General features: G+C 44.3%; 9 protein-coding genes, 16 tRNA genes, 4 rRNA genes and 1 pseudogene. 12 read left to right on the plus strand and 18 right to left on the minus strand.

The genetic code is table 11. The annotated features are described in order from the left end of the window. The first annotated feature begins 19 nt into the window (after positions 1-19). On the plus strand, positions 20-1,546 hold the full coding sequence (locus tag OCW38_RS02060; protein ID WP_261894940.1) for a hypothetical protein: 1,527 nt from the start codon (positions 20-22) through the stop codon (positions 1,544-1,546). A gap of 498 nt (positions 1,547-2,044) precedes the next feature. Here OCW38_RS02060 and OCW38_RS02065 read toward each other — a convergent pair. Then, positions 2,045-2,140 (minus strand): annotated as a pseudogene (locus tag OCW38_RS02065) (RDD family protein); the annotation flags it as partial. A 194-nt stretch (positions 2,141-2,334) separates the two neighbouring features. On the opposite strand from OCW38_RS02065, the gene OCW38_RS02070 reads away from it, so the two are divergent. The 10 genes from OCW38_RS02070 to OCW38_RS02115 all read left to right on the plus strand — a co-directional run bounded on the left by OCW38_RS02070 (position 2,335) and on the right by OCW38_RS02115 (position 10,829). Further along, a tRNA-Leu gene (locus OCW38_RS02070) sits at positions 2,335-2,419 on the plus strand. A gap of 474 nt (positions 2,420-2,893) precedes the next feature. Further along, positions 2,894-3,301, plus strand: a complete 408-nt coding sequence (locus tag OCW38_RS02075) for a VOC family protein (RefSeq protein ID WP_010441580.1) — start codon at positions 2,894-2,896, stop codon at positions 3,299-3,301. Positions 3,302-3,384: 83 nt separating this feature from the next. Continuing rightward, positions 3,385-4,638 (plus strand): HD-GYP domain-containing protein, encoded by a 1,254-nt coding sequence (locus OCW38_RS02080; protein ID WP_016783725.1) that lies wholly within the window; start codon positions 3,385-3,387, stop codon positions 4,636-4,638. A 646-nt stretch (positions 4,639-5,284) separates the two neighbouring features. Beyond that, positions 5,285-6,839, plus strand: a 16S ribosomal RNA gene (locus tag OCW38_RS02085). A gap of 64 nt (positions 6,840-6,903) precedes the next feature. Next, positions 6,904-6,979 (plus strand) — tRNA-Glu (locus OCW38_RS02090). 359 nt (positions 6,980-7,338) lie between these two features. Next, positions 7,339-10,232 (plus strand): 23S ribosomal RNA (locus OCW38_RS02095). A gap of 100 nt (positions 10,233-10,332) precedes the next feature. Beyond that, a 5S ribosomal RNA gene (rrf, locus tag OCW38_RS02100) occupies positions 10,333-10,448 on the plus strand. Between the two features lie 39 nt (positions 10,449-10,487). Further along, a tRNA-Thr gene (locus tag OCW38_RS02105) sits at positions 10,488-10,564 on the plus strand. A gap of 42 nt (positions 10,565-10,606) precedes the next feature. Then, positions 10,607-10,722, plus strand: a 5S ribosomal RNA gene (gene rrf / locus OCW38_RS02110). The 16S, 23S and 5S rRNA genes sit together here with 3 tRNA genes alongside, the layout of an rRNA operon. 30 nt (positions 10,723-10,752) lie before the next feature. Next, positions 10,753-10,829, plus strand: a tRNA-Asp gene (locus OCW38_RS02115). A gap of 651 nt (positions 10,830-11,480) precedes the next feature. Here the strand turns inward: OCW38_RS02115 and istB are convergent. Together istB and istA are read right to left on the minus strand one after the other, a co-directional pair. After that, positions 11,481-12,275 (minus strand): IS21-like element helper ATPase IstB, encoded by a 795-nt coding sequence (gene istB, locus OCW38_RS02120; RefSeq protein ID WP_046209544.1) that lies wholly within the window; start codon positions 12,273-12,275, stop codon positions 11,481-11,483. Next, entirely contained in the window at positions 12,272-13,291 is a 1,020-nt protein-coding gene (gene istA, locus OCW38_RS02125) for an IS21 family transposase (RefSeq protein WP_046209543.1), read from the minus strand. The genes istB and istA overlap by 4 nt, the downstream gene beginning before the upstream one ends. A 516-nt stretch (positions 13,292-13,807) precedes the next feature. Here istA and OCW38_RS02130 point away from each other — a divergent pair. Continuing rightward, on the plus strand, positions 13,808-14,203 hold the full coding sequence (locus OCW38_RS02130; protein WP_016767963.1) for a DUF2391 family protein: 396 nt from the start codon (positions 13,808-13,810) through the stop codon (positions 14,201-14,203). 345 nt (positions 14,204-14,548) lie between these two features. Here the strand turns inward: OCW38_RS02130 and OCW38_RS02135 are convergent. From OCW38_RS02135 to OCW38_RS02205, 15 genes are all read right to left on the minus strand, one after another. Next, positions 14,549-14,624 (minus strand) — tRNA-Asn (locus OCW38_RS02135). A 29-nt stretch (positions 14,625-14,653) separates the two neighbouring features. After that, positions 14,654-14,729, minus strand: a tRNA-Thr gene (locus OCW38_RS02140). 36 nt (positions 14,730-14,765) lie between these two features. After that, positions 14,766-14,841 (minus strand) — tRNA-Asn (locus OCW38_RS02145). 24 nt (positions 14,842-14,865) lie between these two features. Beyond that, positions 14,866-14,941, minus strand: a tRNA-Thr gene (locus OCW38_RS02150). A gap of 57 nt (positions 14,942-14,998) precedes the next feature. Beyond that, positions 14,999-15,074: transfer RNA gene (locus OCW38_RS02155), tRNA-Phe, on the minus strand. 235 nt (positions 15,075-15,309) lie between these two features. After that, complete coding sequence (locus tag OCW38_RS02160; protein WP_010435620.1) at positions 15,310-16,935, minus strand: methyl-accepting chemotaxis protein; 1,626 nt, start codon at positions 16,933-16,935, stop codon at positions 15,310-15,312. A 384-nt stretch (positions 16,936-17,319) separates the two neighbouring features. Next, positions 17,320-17,395, minus strand: a tRNA-Asn gene (locus OCW38_RS02165). Between the two features lie 57 nt (positions 17,396-17,452). Next, positions 17,453-17,528: transfer RNA gene (locus tag OCW38_RS02170), tRNA-Phe, on the minus strand. A gap of 7 nt (positions 17,529-17,535) precedes the next feature. Then, positions 17,536-17,611 (minus strand) — tRNA-Thr (locus OCW38_RS02175). Positions 17,612-17,681: 70 nt separating this feature from the next. Next, positions 17,682-17,757 (minus strand) — tRNA-Asn (locus tag OCW38_RS02180). A gap of 56 nt (positions 17,758-17,813) precedes the next feature. Continuing rightward, positions 17,814-17,889 (minus strand) — tRNA-Phe (locus tag OCW38_RS02185). 7 nt (positions 17,890-17,896) lie between these two features. Then, positions 17,897-17,972: transfer RNA gene (locus tag OCW38_RS02190), tRNA-Thr, on the minus strand. Between the two features lie 74 nt (positions 17,973-18,046). After that, positions 18,047-18,122 (minus strand) — tRNA-Phe (locus OCW38_RS02195). A gap of 103 nt (positions 18,123-18,225) precedes the next feature. Continuing rightward, positions 18,226-19,359 (minus strand): membrane-bound lytic murein transglycosylase MltC, encoded by a 1,134-nt coding sequence (mltC, locus tag OCW38_RS02200; protein ID WP_010435635.1) that lies wholly within the window; start codon positions 19,357-19,359, stop codon positions 18,226-18,228. A 69-nt stretch (positions 19,360-19,428) separates the two neighbouring features. Next, positions 19,429-19,701 (minus strand): oxidative damage protection protein, encoded by a 273-nt coding sequence (locus OCW38_RS02205; protein WP_010435637.1) that lies wholly within the window; start codon positions 19,699-19,701, stop codon positions 19,429-19,431. Between the last annotated feature and the right edge of the window lie 13 nt (positions 19,702-19,714).

Consider the following 19,714-nt stretch of genomic DNA (forward strand, 5'->3'; position numbering starts at 1 on the left):
AGAGCCACGTCTAGGTAATGTGATCACTTTATTAATACCAGCTCGCAGTTACAAAATAAACTGCGCTTGGACAAAAGAGAAATTAATGCCTGGCATAGAACAATTCGCTTGTCGACTGTTGCTTATTTTTGACCAACTTTACCCGAGTGAGCTACAAAGCTACTTTGGTCTTAACGACAGAGAGCGAGAAGTTCTACTAGATAGTTTACTTGCCAACCGCCTAATTAATGTCAATCCAGAAGGCCATGTTGAGGCAAGCTCATTTTTAAGAAAACATGCAGCCACTAATGAAGGCAAACCAAGCCTTGTTAAATATCAAGAGCAAACAGAGGATGTTGCTTTTGATTTACTGACCCTATCAGTTTGTAAACCACAGCAACATCGCAGGGTGACATCAGGCTTACCTGAATTACTACCTCGGGATAAGTTAGACGCTGATATTTCGTCAATAACAGAAGCATTTAGTATCCAATTCCGACATCATTTAATGCTAAGTCGAAATAATGATTATGAGCGTCAAAGGACTCAACTTTACAAGGTTATGGGGTGTAGTTCGAATGAGATGGTACAAATTCCTGTAGATGTTGAAGTTAGCTATAACGCTGTCCATAACAGCACCCCTCAAAAGTTTACGCGTTCCTACGAGCGTATTGGCAACAATCGAATACCGTTAGCAAATGACTTGGAAGCTCACATCGCAGATTTTCTAGGCGAGCAGTTACTTGATGAATCAGGCTTAAATTGCACAGATTACTGCCATTTAGTTCATGATCCTGTATTAGAAAAATTCTCAAACGGGTATCAGTTTGATTACTCGGGCTGGTTAGAAGCCAGAGAGAAGCGGAATACTGGGTACGGTTGTAACCAAACATTCGGCATATTGGGAGCTGTATATCTGCCAGACAACGCTAAACGCTTCATTAGCGAATTAAAAGACGCTTTGCGTATCCAAGATAGTTCGATTCCACCCAAAGCCATTTGGTACAGCAGTGATGTTCCACTCTGGGGGGCGAATAGTAGTCTGCTAGCTCGCTTCAATAGAGATATAGGCGACATCTTAGATAACAATTGCGAGACTCAAGGAGGTCGCGTAACGCTTTTACATCCGAGTAAAAATAACGGCGAGAGTCGCCTAAAGCGTAAGCAACATATTGGGCGATTTGCAAACGGTGTCAGTTTATCTTCAGAAGCACAATTTGATAGATTAGAGCTGTTATTAATCCCAGGAGTTATAGGGGTAGTTCAATATCATGGACAACCACATATGGATAGCGCTTTAACTCTACCCGTAGGCTACGTTACGACAGATCCAGAGCGCTTGCAATTACTTGAATTCTTATTAGCTAAAAGAATTGATAGTGCTACGGCTTCTGTAAATTGGAGTGATGGCAAATGCGATACTCTTGCCACTTTTTTACCTGATAGTTTATTGATTAAACTCGATAAAAAAAGCGGCTGTGAGATTGAGCAAGCGATCCGCCGCGAGCAAAAAGTTTTAAATAGCAACGCAGCGAGAGCAATACTTTCACTTCGAAGCAAGCCATAATTTAGTGGGATATTAAAGGTCTCTTTTACACATTGAGACCTTTAATTTTATAAGCTCGCCTAGAAATATTTATAGATAAATTAGAAGCTCAATTGTATCAATCCTTAAACGTTTTTTGCCAATTACAGACCGAAGAAGAGTTTAGGTTAATCAGGCTGCCTTCATATACCAAGAAACGAGCATGGCAGCTGAAGTGGAGAAGTATCGAACCTAACTAATATCACCTTTTTGCTAGTGCGATTTTACTCACCGAACTAGCACTTCACAGCAACTTTGCAATACCTCTAGTTATTCATGGTTTGCTAATGTTCTGTAATCTGAAACTGATTTTTGTCCAGAAATGAGTTTGAATGTAGTTCGACTAGAGATGCTTTGATGGAACCGCCACGCCCGAAGGCAACGGGATTTTGAAGAGGTAGTGTGTTGAAGTGGTTGGGGTGTTGTTTGAGGCCTATATATGGTTCATCAATTCCGTCGCCAGCTCTGCGGTAGCATCTCCAACATTTCAATAGCGATTACGATCAGAGCGTCGTAGAACAAGGCACCAAATCGGCGCATGACTCCTGCTGGTGGCAGAGTGTTTGTTGATGTCATGTGTTATTACTTCTTTAAAAATTGAGGCGTCAGAATATAGTTTAAGGCTTAGCCTGAAAAGAGACATGACGCACAGCTTATGACTTAGTGGCGAAATTATCGGCAAACACACATGAATTCAAGTTTTTATACTTGCCACATCAGTTCGCATACGTATAATGCCAAACATCGAAAGGGCAATGCCCCAAGATAATGCCGGTATGGTGAAATTGGTATACACGACGGATTCAAAATCCGTTGCCTTCGGGCGTGGCGGTTCAAGTCCGCCTACCGGTACCATATTTAAATGACAAAGCCTCGACTCAAGTCGGGGCTTTGTTGTATCTGGAGAGCAAAAAACGTTGCCTTCGCTGTGACGACAGGGGTGCCTGTCCAATCAGTCCGCCTGCGGGTACCAAACATAGAAAGGTCGTTTTTATCTCGACCTTTCGTCGTTTTGGGCGTTTGTGAATTCCTAACCCAGGGTGCCGGCTTGGATGCAAGCCCAGTCAAGTCGCCTATCGGATCATATTTAATGACAAAGCCTCGACTCAAATCGGGGCTTTGTTGTATCTGGAGAGCAGAAAACGTTGCCTTCGCTGTGGCGGCAGGTATGCCTGTTCAATCAGTCAGATCTTGATGTTTCATTCCTAAATTTCATCATTTCTCTTCGTAATCTAATGTGCCAATGAATTAATTATCTTAAATCAGAATGTTACCTTTAATTCTCACATCTATTGTCTATGTTTAAGATAGATCATAAAGGAGAGAGATATGCTGAAAGTTACCCCTTACTTATTTTTTGATGGTCGTTGTAATGAAGCATTGGACTTTTATCACAAGTGCTTTGGTGGTGTAGTTTTATCAAAACAACTATTTAGTGACGCACCACAGGTAATAGAGGGTGCTCAGCCTGATTGGGTTATGCATGCAGAGTTTGAAGCATTCGGTATGAAGCTTATGATGTCAGATGGCGTCAAAGCGAAAGAATTAGAAGGAAACAATCTTGCACTCTCCCTTGTTACTGAGGATACGACGACTCAAGAGCAAATCTTTGAAAAATTAAAGCAAGGTGGTCGTATTATGACACCTTTAGCGGATACTTTTTGGGGAGCGCGGTTTGGTAAAGTGGAAGATAAATTTGGTATACGCTGGATGGTACATTGTGACTCTTTAAGTTGAACCAGTGAAATTGGATAGTGAAATTGCTGCTTGGTTTTATTAGAATTATAAATAGAGATTATTGATCGATATTATATATAAAAATGGGCAGCATAAAGATTACCGTAGATCGCATTCAGCCCGGTCTACACATACGACTCCCAGTAAAATGGAATGAACACCCATTTCTACTCAACAGTTTCAAAATCAAAGATGATGCTCAAGTACAAGTAATTCGACATCTTGGAATCAAGCACGTCTATATAAATCCGAATCAGAGCGATACATCCCCTCTACCAGTTAACCACGTGAATGAACAAGCCTTGGATACTGATTTACAGGCAAGTATTGAAACAGAAAGAATGTGGAAAGATAAGCATGAACGTATTGAAACTCTAAGTTCTTACCGTCGCAGAGTAAGCCATTGTGAGAAAGAGTTCGAACGTTCGCTTGCTCGAATGCGTTCTGTTATGACCAAGATTCGTAATCGTCCTTTAGCTGCGGTAGGGGAGGTGAAGGCTCTTGTTGACGATATTGTCGAAACACTCGTGAGCGATGACAACGTTACCCTGCATCTTATGAATACTAAAGTGGACTTTGATGACCTCTACTTTCATACATTGAATGTTTCTGTTGTTGCACTAATGATAGGTAAGGCTAAAGGTTTCGATACTCAACAATTAAAAGAACTCTCCTTTGCTGCGTTATTTCACGATATCGGCAAAATAAAAATACCTACGGCTATCTTAAGAAAACAGACTGCGTTAACGGTACCGGAAGAAAACTATTTAAAGCTTCATACGAAATACGGTGTGGATATAGTCGCAGGAATTGATGATTTTCCTGACAGCGCGAAGAAGGTAATTGGTCAGCACCATGAAATGAATGATGGTTCAGGTTACCCCGAAGGGTTAACGGAAGGAGAGATTGATGAATTTGCGAAGATAGTCGCTGTAGCGAATACCTTCGACAACCTTTGTCATGGCAGAGGGCAACCTCACCCTAAGATCCCTTATCTAGCATTGTCCCACTTATACAAGAATTGCAAACACCTATATAGTCAGGACAACTTGAGTTTGTTAGTTAAGTTTATGGGTGTGTATCCGCCAGGTACGGTGGTACAACTTTCCAATGACTCTATTGGTGTTGTGATCTCCGTTAATGCGAAACATATGCTCTACCCGAATGTACTGATTTATGATCCTAGCGTCCCTAGAACTCAAGCTCCGATTATTGACTTGCTTAATAAAGAGATAAAAATCGTTAATGCAGTACATCCAAGCAAACTACCCGAGCAAGTGAGAGAGTATTTAAATCCACGAGCTCGATTATCTTACTTTTTTGAAAGTAACGACTAGTTATCCACAAGGTTCTGTGGGTAATTTGTTTAAAAGTTGGGGTGAGATTGGTATAAATAGACTCTTGGTTGAAATCTCTTCGCTTAGCCTCTTTTTTTAATGAAAAACGTATTTAATGCTTGCCAATGAGAGCTGCATCTCTATAATGCCGCCTCACTGACACGGCAGATGCCATAAGGCTTCAGCGAAGAATGTTAGTAAGGCAACTAGCTTTAAGCGATGATTCGCTTTTACTTTTTAAAAGTAGAAATTAATTCCGAATAAGTGTTTGACACTGAGAATTAAATAGCTAGAATGGCCGCCTCTTCCGAAGTGATGTAACTCACAACGAAGAGAAGCTCTTTAACAATTTAAACCTATCAATCTGTGTGGGCACTCGTTGATGAATATCAAAACGTTTTATCCTTTGGATAAAACAGTTACTTCGGTAACACAATGATTTCAATGAACTGAGTGACCAATACGTTTAACTACTTTCTCTTGTAGAAAGAAATTATTCGGCACAGTCAATTCATTACCATTCTGTTGGAATGGTAATAGCTTTAGAATTACATGTTCATCAATCTTTTTCGAAAGAGCAATGAATATTAGTTTTGAAGTCAGTATTCGTTGAGTCACACCTATTAATTTAGGTAATCAAAACTTTAAATTGAAGAGTTTGATCATGGCTCAGATTGAACGCTGGCGGCAGGCCTAACACATGCAAGTCGAGCGGAAACGACACTAACAATCCTTCGGGTGCGTTAATGGGCGTCGAGCGGCGGACGGGTGAGTAATGCCTAGGAAATTGCCTTGATGTGGGGGATAACCATTGGAAACGATGGCTAATACCGCATGATGCCTACGGGCCAAAGAGGGGGACCTTCGGGCCTCTCGCGTCAAGATATGCCTAGGTGGGATTAGCTAGTTGGTGAGGTAATGGCTCACCAAGGCGACGATCCCTAGCTGGTCTGAGAGGATGATCAGCCACACTGGAACTGAGACACGGTCCAGACTCCTACGGGAGGCAGCAGTGGGGAATATTGCACAATGGGCGAAAGCCTGATGCAGCCATGCCGCGTGTATGAAGAAGGCCTTCGGGTTGTAAAGTACTTTCAGTTGTGAGGAAGGGTGTGTAGTTAATAGCTGCGCATCTTGACGTTAGCAACAGAAGAAGCACCGGCTAACTCCGTGCCAGCAGCCGCGGTAATACGGAGGGTGCGAGCGTTAATCGGAATTACTGGGCGTAAAGCGCATGCAGGTGGTTCATTAAGTCAGATGTGAAAGCCCGGGGCTCAACCTCGGAACTGCATTTGAAACTGGTGAACTAGAGTACTGTAGAGGGGGGTAGAATTTCAGGTGTAGCGGTGAAATGCGTAGAGATCTGAAGGAATACCAGTGGCGAAGGCGGCCCCCTGGACAGATACTGACACTCAGATGCGAAAGCGTGGGGAGCAAACAGGATTAGATACCCTGGTAGTCCACGCCGTAAACGATGTCTACTTGGAGGTTGTGGCCTTGAGCCGTGGCTTTCGGAGCTAACGCGTTAAGTAGACCGCCTGGGGAGTACGGTCGCAAGATTAAAACTCAAATGAATTGACGGGGGCCCGCACAAGCGGTGGAGCATGTGGTTTAATTCGATGCAACGCGAAGAACCTTACCTACTCTTGACATCCAGAGAAGCCAGCGGAGACGCAGGTGTGCCTTCGGGAGCTCTGAGACAGGTGCTGCATGGCTGTCGTCAGCTCGTGTTGTGAAATGTTGGGTTAAGTCCCGCAACGAGCGCAACCCTTATCCTTGTTTGCCAGCGAGTCATGTCGGGAACTCCAGGGAGACTGCCGGTGATAAACCGGAGGAAGGTGGGGACGACGTCAAGTCATCATGGCCCTTACGAGTAGGGCTACACACGTGCTACAATGGCGCATACAGAGGGCAGCAAGCTAGCGATAGTGAGCGAATCCCAAAAAGTGCGTCGTAGTCCGGATTGGAGTCTGCAACTCGACTCCATGAAGTCGGAATCGCTAGTAATCGTGAATCAGAATGTCACGGTGAATACGTTCCCGGGCCTTGTACACACCGCCCGTCACACCATGGGAGTGGGCTGCAAAAGAAGTGGGTAGTTTAACCTTTCGGGGAGGACGCTCACCACTTTGTGGTTCATGACTGGGGTGAAGTCGTAACAAGGTAGCCCTAGGGGAACCTGGGGCTGGATCACCTCCTTATACGAAGATACCACGATGAGTGTCCACACAGATTGATATGTTTAAACAGTTAAGAGTAACCTATGTCCCGTTCGTCTAGAGGCCTAGGACACCGCCCTTTCACGGCGGTAACAGGGGTTCGACTCCCCTACGGGATACCATCTTTAAGCACATTTATTTAAGTGTTTTTAAAAATGGTTCATTTTATTGAATCAAGCTCTTTAACAATTTGGAAAGCTGACTGATTGATTTACTTACGAGTAATTCAATCAAATTTAAAAGTTCTCAATGTTTATCTGCTCTTATTTATTAAGAACAGTATAAACACAACAAACACATTCAAGTGTCTTGTATTCGAATGATCAGAAATGATTGTTCATTTTTTGATTCTACTTTTTATTAAAAAGTGGAAACAAAAAGTAAATTGAGTCCGGCAAACAGTCATCAAGAATTAACCCTTCTTGATGACAACCAAAAACCTTGGTTAGTTGCCATACGCTAAGACCCTTTCGGGTTGTATGGTTAAGTGACTAAGCGTACACGGTGGATGCCTTGGCAGTCAGAGGCGATGAAAGGCGTAATAACTTGCGATAAGCCCAGATTAGGTAGTAATAACCTTTTGAGTCTGGGATTCCTGAATGGGGAAACCCACTTACATAAGTAAGTATCCTGTTGTGAATACATAGCAACAGGAGGCAAACCGGGGGAACTGAAACATCTAAGTACCCCGAGGAAGAGAAATCAACCGAGATTCCGAAAGTAGCGGCGAGCGAAATTGGATTAGCCCTTAAGCTTTTAATGAGACAGATGAAGGCTCTGGAAAGTGCCGCAATAAAGGGTGATAGCCCCGTAATCGACATCTCATAATCAGTGAAAACGAGTAGGGCGGGACACGTGATATCCTGTCTGAATATGGGGGGACCATCCTCCAAGGCTAAATACTACTGACTGACCGATAGTGAACCAGTACCGTGAGGGAAAGGCGAAAAGAACCCCTGTGAGGGGAGTGAAATAGAACCTGAAACCGTGTACGTACAAGCAGTAGGAGCACCTTCGTGGTGTGACTGCGTACCTTTTGTATAATGGGTCAGCGACTTAATTTTAGTAGCAAGGTTAACCGTTTAGGGGAGCCGTAGGGAAACCGAGTCTTAACTGGGCGTACAGTTGCTAGGATTAGACCCGAAACCAGGTGATCTAGCCATGGGCAGGTTGAAGGTTGAGTAACATCAACTGGAGGACCGAACCGACTAATGTTGAAAAATTAGCGGATGACTTGTGGCTAGGGGTGAAAGGCCAATCAAACCTGGAGATAGCTGGTTCTCCCCGAAAGCTATTTAGGTAGCGCCTCGGACGAATACTACTGGGGGTAGAGCACTGTTAAGGCTAGGGGGTCATCCCGACTTACCAACCCTTTGCAAACTCCGAATACCAGTAAGTACTATCCGGGAGACACACGGCGGGTGCTAACGTCCGTCGTGGAGAGGGAAACAACCCAGACCGCCAGCTAAGGTCCCAAAGTATAGCTAAGTGGGAAACGATGTGGGAAGGCTCAGACAGCCAGGATGTTGGCTTAGAAGCAGCCATCATTTAAAGAAAGCGTAATAGCTCACTGGTCGAGTCGGCCTGCGCGGAAGATGTAACGGGGCTAAGCTATACACCGAAGCTGCGGCTACGTACCTTAGGGTATGTGGGGTAGGGGAGCGTTCTGTAAGCCGTTGAAGGTGGTCTGTAAGGGCTGCTGGAGGTATCAGAAGTGCGAATGCTGACATGAGTAACGATAAAGGGAGTGAAAAACTCCCTCGCCGGAAGACCAAGGGTTCCTGTCCAACGTTAATCGGGGCAGGGTAAGTCGACTCCTAAGGCGAGGCCGAAAGGCGTAGTCGATGGGAAACGGGTTAATATTCCCGTACTTCTTACAATTGCGATGGGGGGACGGAGAAGGCTAGGTGGGCCTGGCGACGGTTGTCCAGGTTCAAGTATGTAGGCGGGTGGTTTAGGTAAATCCGGACCGCTACTAACGCTGAGATACGATGTCGAGCTACTACGGTAGTGAAGTCATTGATGCCATGCTTCCAGGAAAAGCCTCTAAGCTTCAGATTGTAAGGAATCGTACCCCAAACCGACACAGGTGGTCGGGTAGAGAATACCAAGGCGCTTGAGAGAACTCGGGTGAAGGAACTAGGCAAAATGGTACCGTAACTTCGGGAGAAGGTACGCTCTTATCAGTGAAGTCCCTTGCGGATGGAGCAGACGAGAGTCGCAGATACCAGGTGGCTGCAACTGTTTATTAAAAACACAGCACTGTGCAAAATCGTAAGATGACGTATACGGTGTGACGCCTGCCCGGTGCCGGAAGGTTAATTGATGGGGTTAGACTTCGGTCGAAGCTCTTGATCGAAGCCCCGGTAAACGGCGGCCGTAACTATAACGGTCCTAAGGTAGCGAAATTCCTTGTCGGGTAAGTTCCGACCTGCACGAATGGCGTAATGATGGCCACGCTGTCTCCACCCGAGACTCAGTGAAATTGAAATCGCTGTGAAGATGCAGTGTACCCGCGGCTAGACGGAAAGACCCCGTGAACCTTTACTACAGCTTGGCACTGAACATTGAACCTACATGTGTAGGATAGGTGGGAGACTATGAAATTGCGTCGCTAGATGTGATGGAGTCGTCCTTGAAATACCACCCTTGTAGTTTTGATGTTCTAACGTTGGTCCCTGAATCGGGATTACGGACAGTGCCTGGTGGGTAGTTTGACTGGGGCGGTCTCCTCCCAAAGAGTAACGGAGGAGCACGAAGGTGGGCTAAACACGGTTGGACATCGTGTGGTTAGTGCAATGGCATAAGCCCGCTTGACTGCGAGAATGACAATTCGAGCAGGTGCGAAAGCAGGTCATAGTGATCCGGTGGTTCTGAATGGAAGGGCCATCGCTCAACGGATAAAAGGTACTCCGGGGATAACAGGCTGATACCGCCCAAGAGTTCATATCGACGGCGGTGTTTGGCACCTCGATGTCGGCTCATCACATCCTGGGGCTGAAGTCGGTCCCAAGGGTATGGCTGTTCGCCATTTAAAGTGGTACGCGAGCTGGGTTTAGAACGTCGTGAGACAGTTCGGTCCCTATCTGCCGTGGGCGTTGGAAAATTGAAAGGGGCTGCTCCTAGTACGAGAGGACCGGAGTGGACGAACCTCTGGTGTTCGGGTTGTCATGCCAATGGCATTGCCCGGTAGCTAAGTTCGGAATCGATAACCGCTGAAAGCATCTAAGCGGGAAGCGAGCCTTGAGATGAGTTTTCCCTGGCACTATAAGTGTCCTAAAGGGTTGTCGTAGACTACGACGTTGATAGGCAGGGTGTGTAAGTGCTGCGAGGCATTGAGCTAACCTGTACTAATTGCCCGTGAGGCTTAACCATACAACACCCAAGGGGTTTTGTGGACTCAAAGAAAGACAGACCTTGAATGCGTTTGATGAGACATAACTTTTAAACACAGTTTTCCGAATTTTAAAATTTGCTTGGCGACCATAGCATTGTGGACCCACCTGATTCCATGCCGAACTCAGAAGTGAAACACAATAGCGCCGATGGTAGTGTGGGGCTTCCCCATGTGAGAGTAGGACATCGCCAGGCTTTAAATTTTTAGAGTCGTTTTTTAACGGTTCTTAAATCGCTGATATAGCTCAGCCCGGTAGAGCGCACCCTTGGTAAGGGTGAGGTCCCCAGTTCGAGTCTGGGTATCAGCACCACTATTTAGTTGATTTGATTTATCAAGTTAACAACAGAATTTGTTTGACGACCATAGCATTGTGGACCCACCTGATTCCATGCCGAACTCAGAAGTGAAACACAATAGCGCCGATGGTAGTGTGGGGCTTCCCCATGTGAGAGTAGGACATCGTCAGGCTCATATTGCTTTATGCTGAATAGACACTGCGGAGTGGTAGTTCAGTTGGTTAGAATACCGGCCTGTCACGCCGGGGGTCGCGGGTTCGAGTCCCGTCCACTCCGCCACTTATAATAAGCCTCGCTAGAAATAGCGGGGCTTTTTTGCATCTATTCCGCCCTTCTATCGAATGGCTTCCCCACCCGTTTTCTCGTAGCTCATAACTCCTAGCAGCGTGTTCCTATTATTCCATCGCTTATCAGAAATCCCAACTTTACGATTAGAGTGACATCATTTCTGATTCCGGTGTGAGTTGACACGAGCACGACTTTAAACATTATAGCTTTAAGCTGAGTGATCAAATACCTCGAGCTATATGACGTTGTAAGTTAGCTTTATGAGATTGAACTGACTCAACATATTATCTTCTCAAAACCTGAAGCTATATAAGCCCTACAACCCATCTTTCTGCTCTGTACTTGTATGTCGCTTCTTTATTTAGCAAGTGTCCTTTCAGGTACTCGGTTTACAGCTTTTCCTCTATGAAACCTTGCTTCTACCCTACCTGTGAATCTGTAGGATAGTTCTGCTAAGAACGCTATAGCCCTAAATGAGTCGACTTAATGCTCTATGCTTAAACCTTTCTCGATGGTATTGAGTGCCTTTTTCGACGTATTTCAAAGGGTGAAAATGGACTAGATTCACTTTTGTCAACGCCAGTTTAAAATTGACCCACTTATCGACGTTATCGCCGAAGTAAAACTGACCCACCCACGTAATTAACTTCTACTTTCAGATAGATTCTCTAGAACCGTTGGTATGGTTCCAGCCGCCTTCTTTCCTCGTAATCGATAGCTTTCTCCACTGATTTGTACGATGTGCGAGTGATGAAGAAGTCTATCCAGTAACGCCGCCGTCAGTGTCGTATCGTCGGCGAACGCATTTGACCATTGAGAGAACGGCAAGTTACTGGTCACGATAATGCTGCCTTGCTCGTATCTTTTAGCGATGACGTTGAAGAACAAGTTCGCCTCTTCTCTGCCGAACGGTAGATATCCGATTTCATCGACGATAAGAAGCTTTGGAGCGAGCACGCTTCGTCTCAGGTAGCTTTCAAGCTTGCCTTGAGTTTTTGCTGTAGACAGTTGAAGCATTAAGTCTGCTGCTGTGATGAAGCGTGTCTTTAGACCCTTTTGAACCGCTATTTGACCAAGGCTCACAGCAAGGTGGCTTTTACCAACGCCACTTGGGCCAAGTAATATCACGTTTTCCTTTCGCTCAATAAAGGCTAACCCTGTTAGCTCCTTAAGCTGTTTTCTTGGAGCGCCTGTTGCGAACTTGAAGTCATAGTCATCGAATGTTTTCTCCATAGGGAAGCTGGCGAATTTGGTCAGCGTGGCTCTTGTGCGTTCAGCTCTCGCATCAAGCTCTGCGTTGAGAAGTGACTCTAAGTAATCGGCTAGGCTGAACTCACGACTATTAGCGACTTCTGCCAGTCTTGGCCAGTCCTGACCTATAGCTTGTAACTTCAGCGCTGCACAGGCCGCTTCGATGCGATTCATTTGAAGGTTCATACTCGTACCTCCAACAGCGCGTCATAGGTTGAGAGTGGGTGTTGGAAGCTCTCAACTGGCATTACATTATCACCCATTGTTAGCGGTACCATTAGGCGTGTCGGTGACGTGAGGGGTTGAAGTGTAAAGCGCTCTTCATCTAAGAGAACTTGAGGCTTTGTACCCGTCGTACCGTGGATCCGTTGGTGAGCGACGGTTTCTAACCACGCGCCGATATGCCCATTAAGAACATCGACGGTGACTTTAAGTCCGTGTTGTTTGAGTGTCGCTGCAAGCGGAGTAACGAAGCTACTTTTCAAGTAAGAGTTAAATCGCTCCACTTTCCCTTTGGTCTTTGCGCGATAAGGGCGGCAAGCTCTTGGTTTGAAGTTGTACTTCTTAGCGGCAGTGAGCAACATAGGATTCCATCGGTGTTCACCTTCACCGTAAGCATCTCGTTCTATCATGATGGCTTTTGCATTATCGAAGAGAACTTCTTTGGGTACGCCACCGAAGTATTCAAACGCTTCTTCAAGACCTTCAACCCAGTCTTCTTGTCGCTCTCGCTCGCAAAAGCGAACGAAGGTCGCTCTGCTATAACCAAGCGTTGCAACGAAGGCTTTAACACGTACGCCGTAATGCGTGATGGTAGTGAAGTCGACCTGCATCTGCTCACCAGGCTTTGTCTCGAATCGAACCACGGGGTCGACTGGCGTGCTAGGTTTGTATTGCTTGATGTGCTCCTTGAGCATCGTTATACCGCCCTCATAGCCAAGCGCTTTTAATTCACGAAGTAGGACTGTTGCTGGTATCCAATACGGTTTTGCTGCGTCAATGCGAGTACGCAAGTAGTCATGGTATGGCTGAAGTTTAGTTGGTCGCGATTGACGCTCGGGGTACACGAGGGCTTTGCTTCTATCACGGAGATAGTTACGAACGGTATTCCTTGAGATACCCAAATCCTTGGCGATACGGCGGATGCTGCACCCTTGCTGATGTAAAACATGTATTTCCACTAGTTGCTCCTGATTGATCATAATCCGCCGCTTTGTCCATTTACGAACGGATAGTTTGCCTCAAGTGGGTCAATTTTAAATCGGCGTTAGTGGGTCATTTTTACATCGGCGCTGACACTTTGAAGGTGAAAGTCGCTAGATTGCGGGCCTACTAAAGTAATGTCGGAGGGATGATAAGCTAAGAAATAGAGCATCCTTCACACCCGTGTCTATACATGTAGTGCTGTTTATCACCCAGCTGATTGCTATATTCTCTGGTTCTAGGCATTGGTATTTTAGGGTGACCAGTATCTCTTCTATTCTGAGGTGTTTGTTGACTCGATATGAATTAGTCGTTTTGACCACTTTGCTCTCAACATATTAATTTCTTGCTGGTTAGTTCAAGCTATGTTTTGGTTATATTTCGACTAATATAAAACTAAGAAGTGTTATGGCTTATTGCTTGGTAAGAATAGAAAATTCCCCAAATCATCGCGGATAGTTTGTTATTATTTTAATAAATAGATAAAGCCTTAAATAAACCTAATGGGTAGAACTATGAAATTGAGCTTTAACTTTGAAGATGCGAGCCAGATCTTTGTGGGATCTTTTGCTTTGGCCGTGCCGATTTCTTTTTCTGAAGAGGCCTGGAAGTTAGGGGAGACCTTACCTACCGCAAATCTATTGCTGTTGTTTTTGCTGTCTGCGGTGTTCCTGGGCTTCTATACGTATGAGAGTGTCTTTCAAAAAGACGTTGTTGCTCGGTTGCCAGTGTTTATTTTCAGAATAGTGATTGCTTATGTTATGACGGCATTGGTCGTTGCTTTGGTACTGACTTGCCTGGACAAATTACCTCTATTGAGTGATCCAGTTGTATCGTTCAAAAGAGTTATTGTTATTTCAATGCCAGCCTCTATGGGCGCTATTGTAGTGGATAGTTTTGATAAAGAGTGACTTGTGTATCATTTGGATTGAAGCGCTTTTCAGAGCTTTTCTAGCGCTTATTTGATTCGTTACTTAGCTTTCTCATTTCCAGGCTTAGTATTGATTTGTCCAGCGGTTCTCCTCATTAATAAAATGATTAGTAACGTTACTCTGAATAACTCTTACGTGAATGTGTCGTTTGTTGTTGGGAAATATTGAAGAGAGTTAAGTAGCGAAGATTTGTAGCTTTGAAAGGATATGAAAACGGTTGGTTTCTGAATTGAATATGGTATTTGAAAGGTGAGGGTAGTTGTATTGATAAGTTAGGATCTATAAATGCAAAAAGGCCGCATCAATGATGCGGCCTTTTCTAATTGGCTCCCCTTGCAAGACTTGAACTTGCGACATACGGATTAACAGTCCGCCGTTCTACCAACTGAACTAAAGGGGAATTGATTGTTTAGTCTCTAATCAAGAGAATGGTGCCGACTACCGGAATCGAACTGGTGACCTACTGATTACAAGTCAGTTGCTCTACCTACTGAGCTAAGTCGGCATCATGAATCAAAAAGCTTATGCTTGATGATTAACTTGGCTCCCCTTGCAAGACTTGAACTTGCGACATACGGATTAACAGTCCGCCGTTCTACCAACTGAACTAAAGGGGAATTATTCTTAAAGCTTTAAAGAAATGGTGCCGACTACCGGAGTCGAACTGGTGACCTACTGATTACAAGTCAGTTGCTCTACCTACTGAGCTAAGTCGGCACATAAATATTTCTTTGTGCTTTACTGTTGTTGTCTAGGACACCAACAAATAAATTGTGGTGCCCGGAGGCGGAATCGAACCACCGACACGAGGATTTTCAATCCTCTGCTCTACCGACTGAGCTATCCGGGCGACGAGGTGTATTAAACGTGTTTTCGCGTTCTGGGTCAACATTAAATTGCAAAAAAAGTATCGTTTGATGTTTTTCTATACTTAGTGGGTTGTTTTTGTTCATTTGGTTCAAAAAACCCAGGTCTAGCATGCTCTAAAAGATCGTAAAACTTCTTTTAACTACACTGAATGGGTGCCGAAATAAAAAAAGCACGTGTGAAAACGTGCTTCTATGGTTGGAGATTTTCCTGTGAGTTTAGTGTTTTACTTCAAACCTATTAATCCAAGCTTCTAATTCGTTAGAAAGGGAAGCGAGTGTTTGGGTGCTATTATGACTTTCAGTTACTACATTACTTAGTTGGTTGCCGCTCTCTTCGATCATGTTGATACGCTTTGAGATATCATCGCTCACCTGAGTCTGCTCAGCCGCTGCTGTCGCGATTTGATGACTCATTGATGAGATGGACTCTAGAGCAATAACAATCTGTTGTAGTGCTTCAGAGGCACTCTGAGACTCTGTGACTGTACTCTCACTGGTAGTCGCACATACTTCCATCGTTTGAATCGCATTACGAGAGCCTTCTTGAAGGTTATTGATCATTAACTGGATTTCTTTAGTGCTTGATTGCGTTCGGCCTGCAAGGTTACGAACTTCATCTGCCACAACTGCAAATCCACGACCTTGTTCGCCAGCTCTAGCTGCTTCAATGGCTGCGTTCAGTGCCAACAGGTTAGTTTGCTCCGCTATATCACCAATCACATCCAATACTTTCACAATGTTGTTTACATCGCTATCTAGGTTAGCGACAGCTTCGCTTGCTGTGTTTAGTTGCCCTGCCAGGCCTTGAATGTTGTCTACAGTGTTGTGAATGAGTTGTTGGGTATGTTGGCTCTGTTTATCGGCCTCATCGGTGTTGCGCGCGGTATCGCTAGCTGAATCAGCAACGTTGTTTGCTGAAGAAGCCATCTCGGTCATTGCTGTTGCGATCATCTCTGTTGATTGCTGCTGGGTCTCTGTTAGTTGAGCAATTGACCCTGCACGGTCTTCTACGCGTTGCAATTCGGCTCTCAGTGCCAGCATTGAAGCATCAAGGTTTGAGACTAGCTCGGCTAACGACTTACTCATTTGTTGTACGGCGTGATAAATACTGCCGTTTATTGCCTGAGTTTCAAAAGAGGTTTGAATGCGGCCTTCTGCGACGGCTTGTACCGCTTCTCTTACATCTTTAGGCTCGCCGCCAAGAAGCGCTAGCATTCGCTTAATAGATACGATTAGGCTTGATAAAATAAGGCCAGCAATCACGACACATAGAAACAATTGCCATTGAGCCGTTGACCAGAAACGTGCATTGACTTCATTGAAGCCGATACCTGTACCGACAACCCAACCCCAATGCGGAGTCTTCTCTGCAATAGACAGTTTGTCTTCAATCGTTCCGTCTGGAAGCTTTTGTGTCCAGGTGTACTCAATGATCTGGCCAGTACGATTGCCAAGTACTCGTTGAATGAGTTGGCCAACACTATTGCCGTCGCCATCTTTAAAGTCATTAAAGCTGGTTCCGTGTAGTTGAGGATCTAGTGGTGTCGCGACAAACGTCATGTTTTCATCAGCAACGTAGACATATTCGTTGTCTTTATAAATGTTGTTTCGTAATAGACGAGTGGCAAGTTGCTTAGCTTGCTTTTCTTCTAGTGTGCCATCAATCGCCATTTTCTCGACTTCAGTAAGAATGCTATATGCACTCTTAAATAGCTCTGTCACGCGAGCTTTGTTGTCCATGTTGCTAGCGACTCTCAATGTCCATAAACCAGTAGCAGTCAGGGCTAGCAGGGCAATCAATATTATGCCCGATAATAAGTAAGCTTGCGTTTTAAGTTTCATATTTCCCCGCGCAGCGATGTAATAATAAGATTAGGTATAACGTATCGAATCTTAATCTAAGCGGTGTAGGTCTGATATTAGAAAGGTATCAAAACATGATGAACATTAAATTTTCGAAGAAAAAAAAGTAACAGATCTATGTATTGTTTACTCGAGTGTGATTATGGGCGTGTTGCAGAATGTATAATATCAAACCACTCGACTTAGTTTGGGTAGGGAAGACTTCGTTAGAAATGAAATAAATGTTGTACTTAAAGTAGAAGGAGAGTGGCTCTCTTGATTGGTTCATCAATATTTCGTGTTGATCGAATACGAAGACTGGGTCTAGTTAACCTTTGTTCAAACGAAAAAAAGCCAAGTCTTTCGACTTGGCTTTCTCGGATGTGGCTCCCCTTGCAAGACTTGAACTTGCGACATACGGATTAACAGTCCGCCGTTCTACCAACTGAACTAAAGGGGAATTACTTGTCTCAACATCTGGTCTATTAAAGACCACTATTTGTTAAGTACCAAATAATGGTGCCTCGAGGCGGAATCGAACCACCGACACGCGGATTTTCAATCCGCTGCTCTACCGACTGAGCTATCGAGGCAAAAGAATGGTGCCGACTACCGGAGTCGAACTGGTGACCTACTGATTACAAGTCAGTTGCTCTACCTACTGAGCTAAGTCGGCACACTAAATTCTTTGCTTTAGAGAGTAAACTCTCTAATTAAAACCTCATATAAAATGAAGTTCTTTAAAATGGCTCCCCTTGCAAGACTTGAACTTGCGACATACGGATTAACAGTCCGCCGTTCTACCAACTGAACTAAAGGGGAATTACTTGTCTCAACATCAGGTCTATAAAGACCATTATTTGTTAAGTACCAAATAATGGTGCCTCGAGGCGGAATCGAACCACCGACACGCGGATTTTCAATCCGCTGCTCTACCGACTGAGCTATCGAGGCAAAAGAATGGTGCCGACTACCGGAGTCGAACTGGTGACCTACTGATTACAAGTCAGTTGCTCTACCTACTGAGCTAAGTCGGCACACTAAATTCTTTATGCTTTTGTTCGTGTTGCTACTCCCTGTTAAAGAGTAATGACACCAACAAATCAAATTGTGGTGCCCGGAGGCGGAATCGAACCACCGACACGAGGATTTTCAATCCTCTGCTCTACCGACTGAGCTATCCGGGCAACGGAGCGCTATTAAACGGATTTTCTGCATAACCGTCAACACCTTTTTTGAAAATAATCAAAAAAAACGTTCGTTAGTTGTTTTTTTATTCAAAAGTGAGGCTTACGTTTTACCTTGGTTAAAATCTTTCTTGAATTTTGTTACTTTTTCTAAGTATCGACGCGACTCTTTGTTTGGGTGTTTCTTTGTAAGTGCCCAGTAAGCTTGACTAGGTTGCAATGAGTTTAAGTCACGCATTGCCCGCTTTCTGTCCTTACTGAAGGTATTGAGTACGCCACCAGTACCACCGTTGTATGCTGAGATCATGCTGTATTCGAGAGTTGTCGGGTGTTGCACGTCCTTCAAATAACGATTTTTAAGGATGTAAAAGTACGCAGTGCCAGCATCTATGTTGTTTTCTGGATTGAATAAATACTCAGGACTTGGTTCTCCAGGTTTCTTTTTGACAAGCTTAAAGACATCTCGACCTGCGGTTTTTGGGACAACCTGCATAAGTCCATAGGCATTAGCCCAGCTCACAGCGTATGGGTTAAAACTGCTTTCTGTTTTGATGATCGCGTAAATCAAGTCTTCAGGAATGTCATAACGCTGAGATGCTCGTTGCACTATATCAGCATACTTATAACTACGTTTACTGGCGTGGTCGGCCACCATAGGAATTTCAACGTAGTAAGCTTTTTTAAAGTCGATTTCTTTGGTTTTTAGGTTATTAGCGATCAGATAATCGGCAAACTTATTCGCGCGCCATGTCCATTGGATTGGTTTTTTTTCTTGGTCTACAACTTGATTGTAGAGAAAAGGTTGACCTTCTAACTTGATGCTTTTGGAAGAAAACAGGTCGACATGCGCTGGATCATCTGGCGTTAAAAGCGTTGTCATTATTGCGTTTTTTAGGTGTTTTTTAGGATCTGTGGAGGAAACAGTTTCTACCGTTATGAGGCCTTCGCTAAAATTCACCTCTGAACGACTCAAGTAATTATCTATGTATTTCACATAGTTACTCTTACCCGCTATTTTTACTTCACTGCTTCCCCAGCGCTTTTGGATATTGCCTGAAAAGCTATTGATTAAAGAGTCTAATGCGCCCGTATCTTTTTCAAATTGACCGGGTAGCTCCGCCAAATTACTTACGAATCGGTTGGTCGGTTCATAATTAACATCATAAATGCTTTCGACAAATTCACGACTGCACCCTGTTAATAACAAGGTTATTAGGAAGTAACTTAGCTTTTTCATAGTTCCTCAAACAAAAATGACACCGTAGCGTGAACTATGATGTCATTAAAAATTGCTTAAATAAATGTCTTATTCGCTTGGTGGAGTATAGCCATCAATAACGACATCTTTACCTTCGAAAAGGAAGTTAACCATCTCAGTTTCAAGAAGTTTACGGTGTTCTGGGTCCATCATGTTTAGCTTCTTTTCATTGATGAGCATAGTTTGCTTGCTCTGCCATTGTCCCCAAGCTTCTTTAGAGACGTTGTCAAAGATACGCTTACCTAAGTCACCTGGGTAAAGTTGAAAATCTAGGCCTTCAGCATCTTTTTGAAGGCGAGCACAAAATACAGTGCGGCTCATAGTGGTTCCTCTT

This window comes from Vibrio cyclitrophicus, assembly GCF_024347435.1.
Classification (GTDB): domain Bacteria; phylum Pseudomonadota; class Gammaproteobacteria; order Enterobacterales; family Vibrionaceae; genus Vibrio; species Vibrio cyclitrophicus.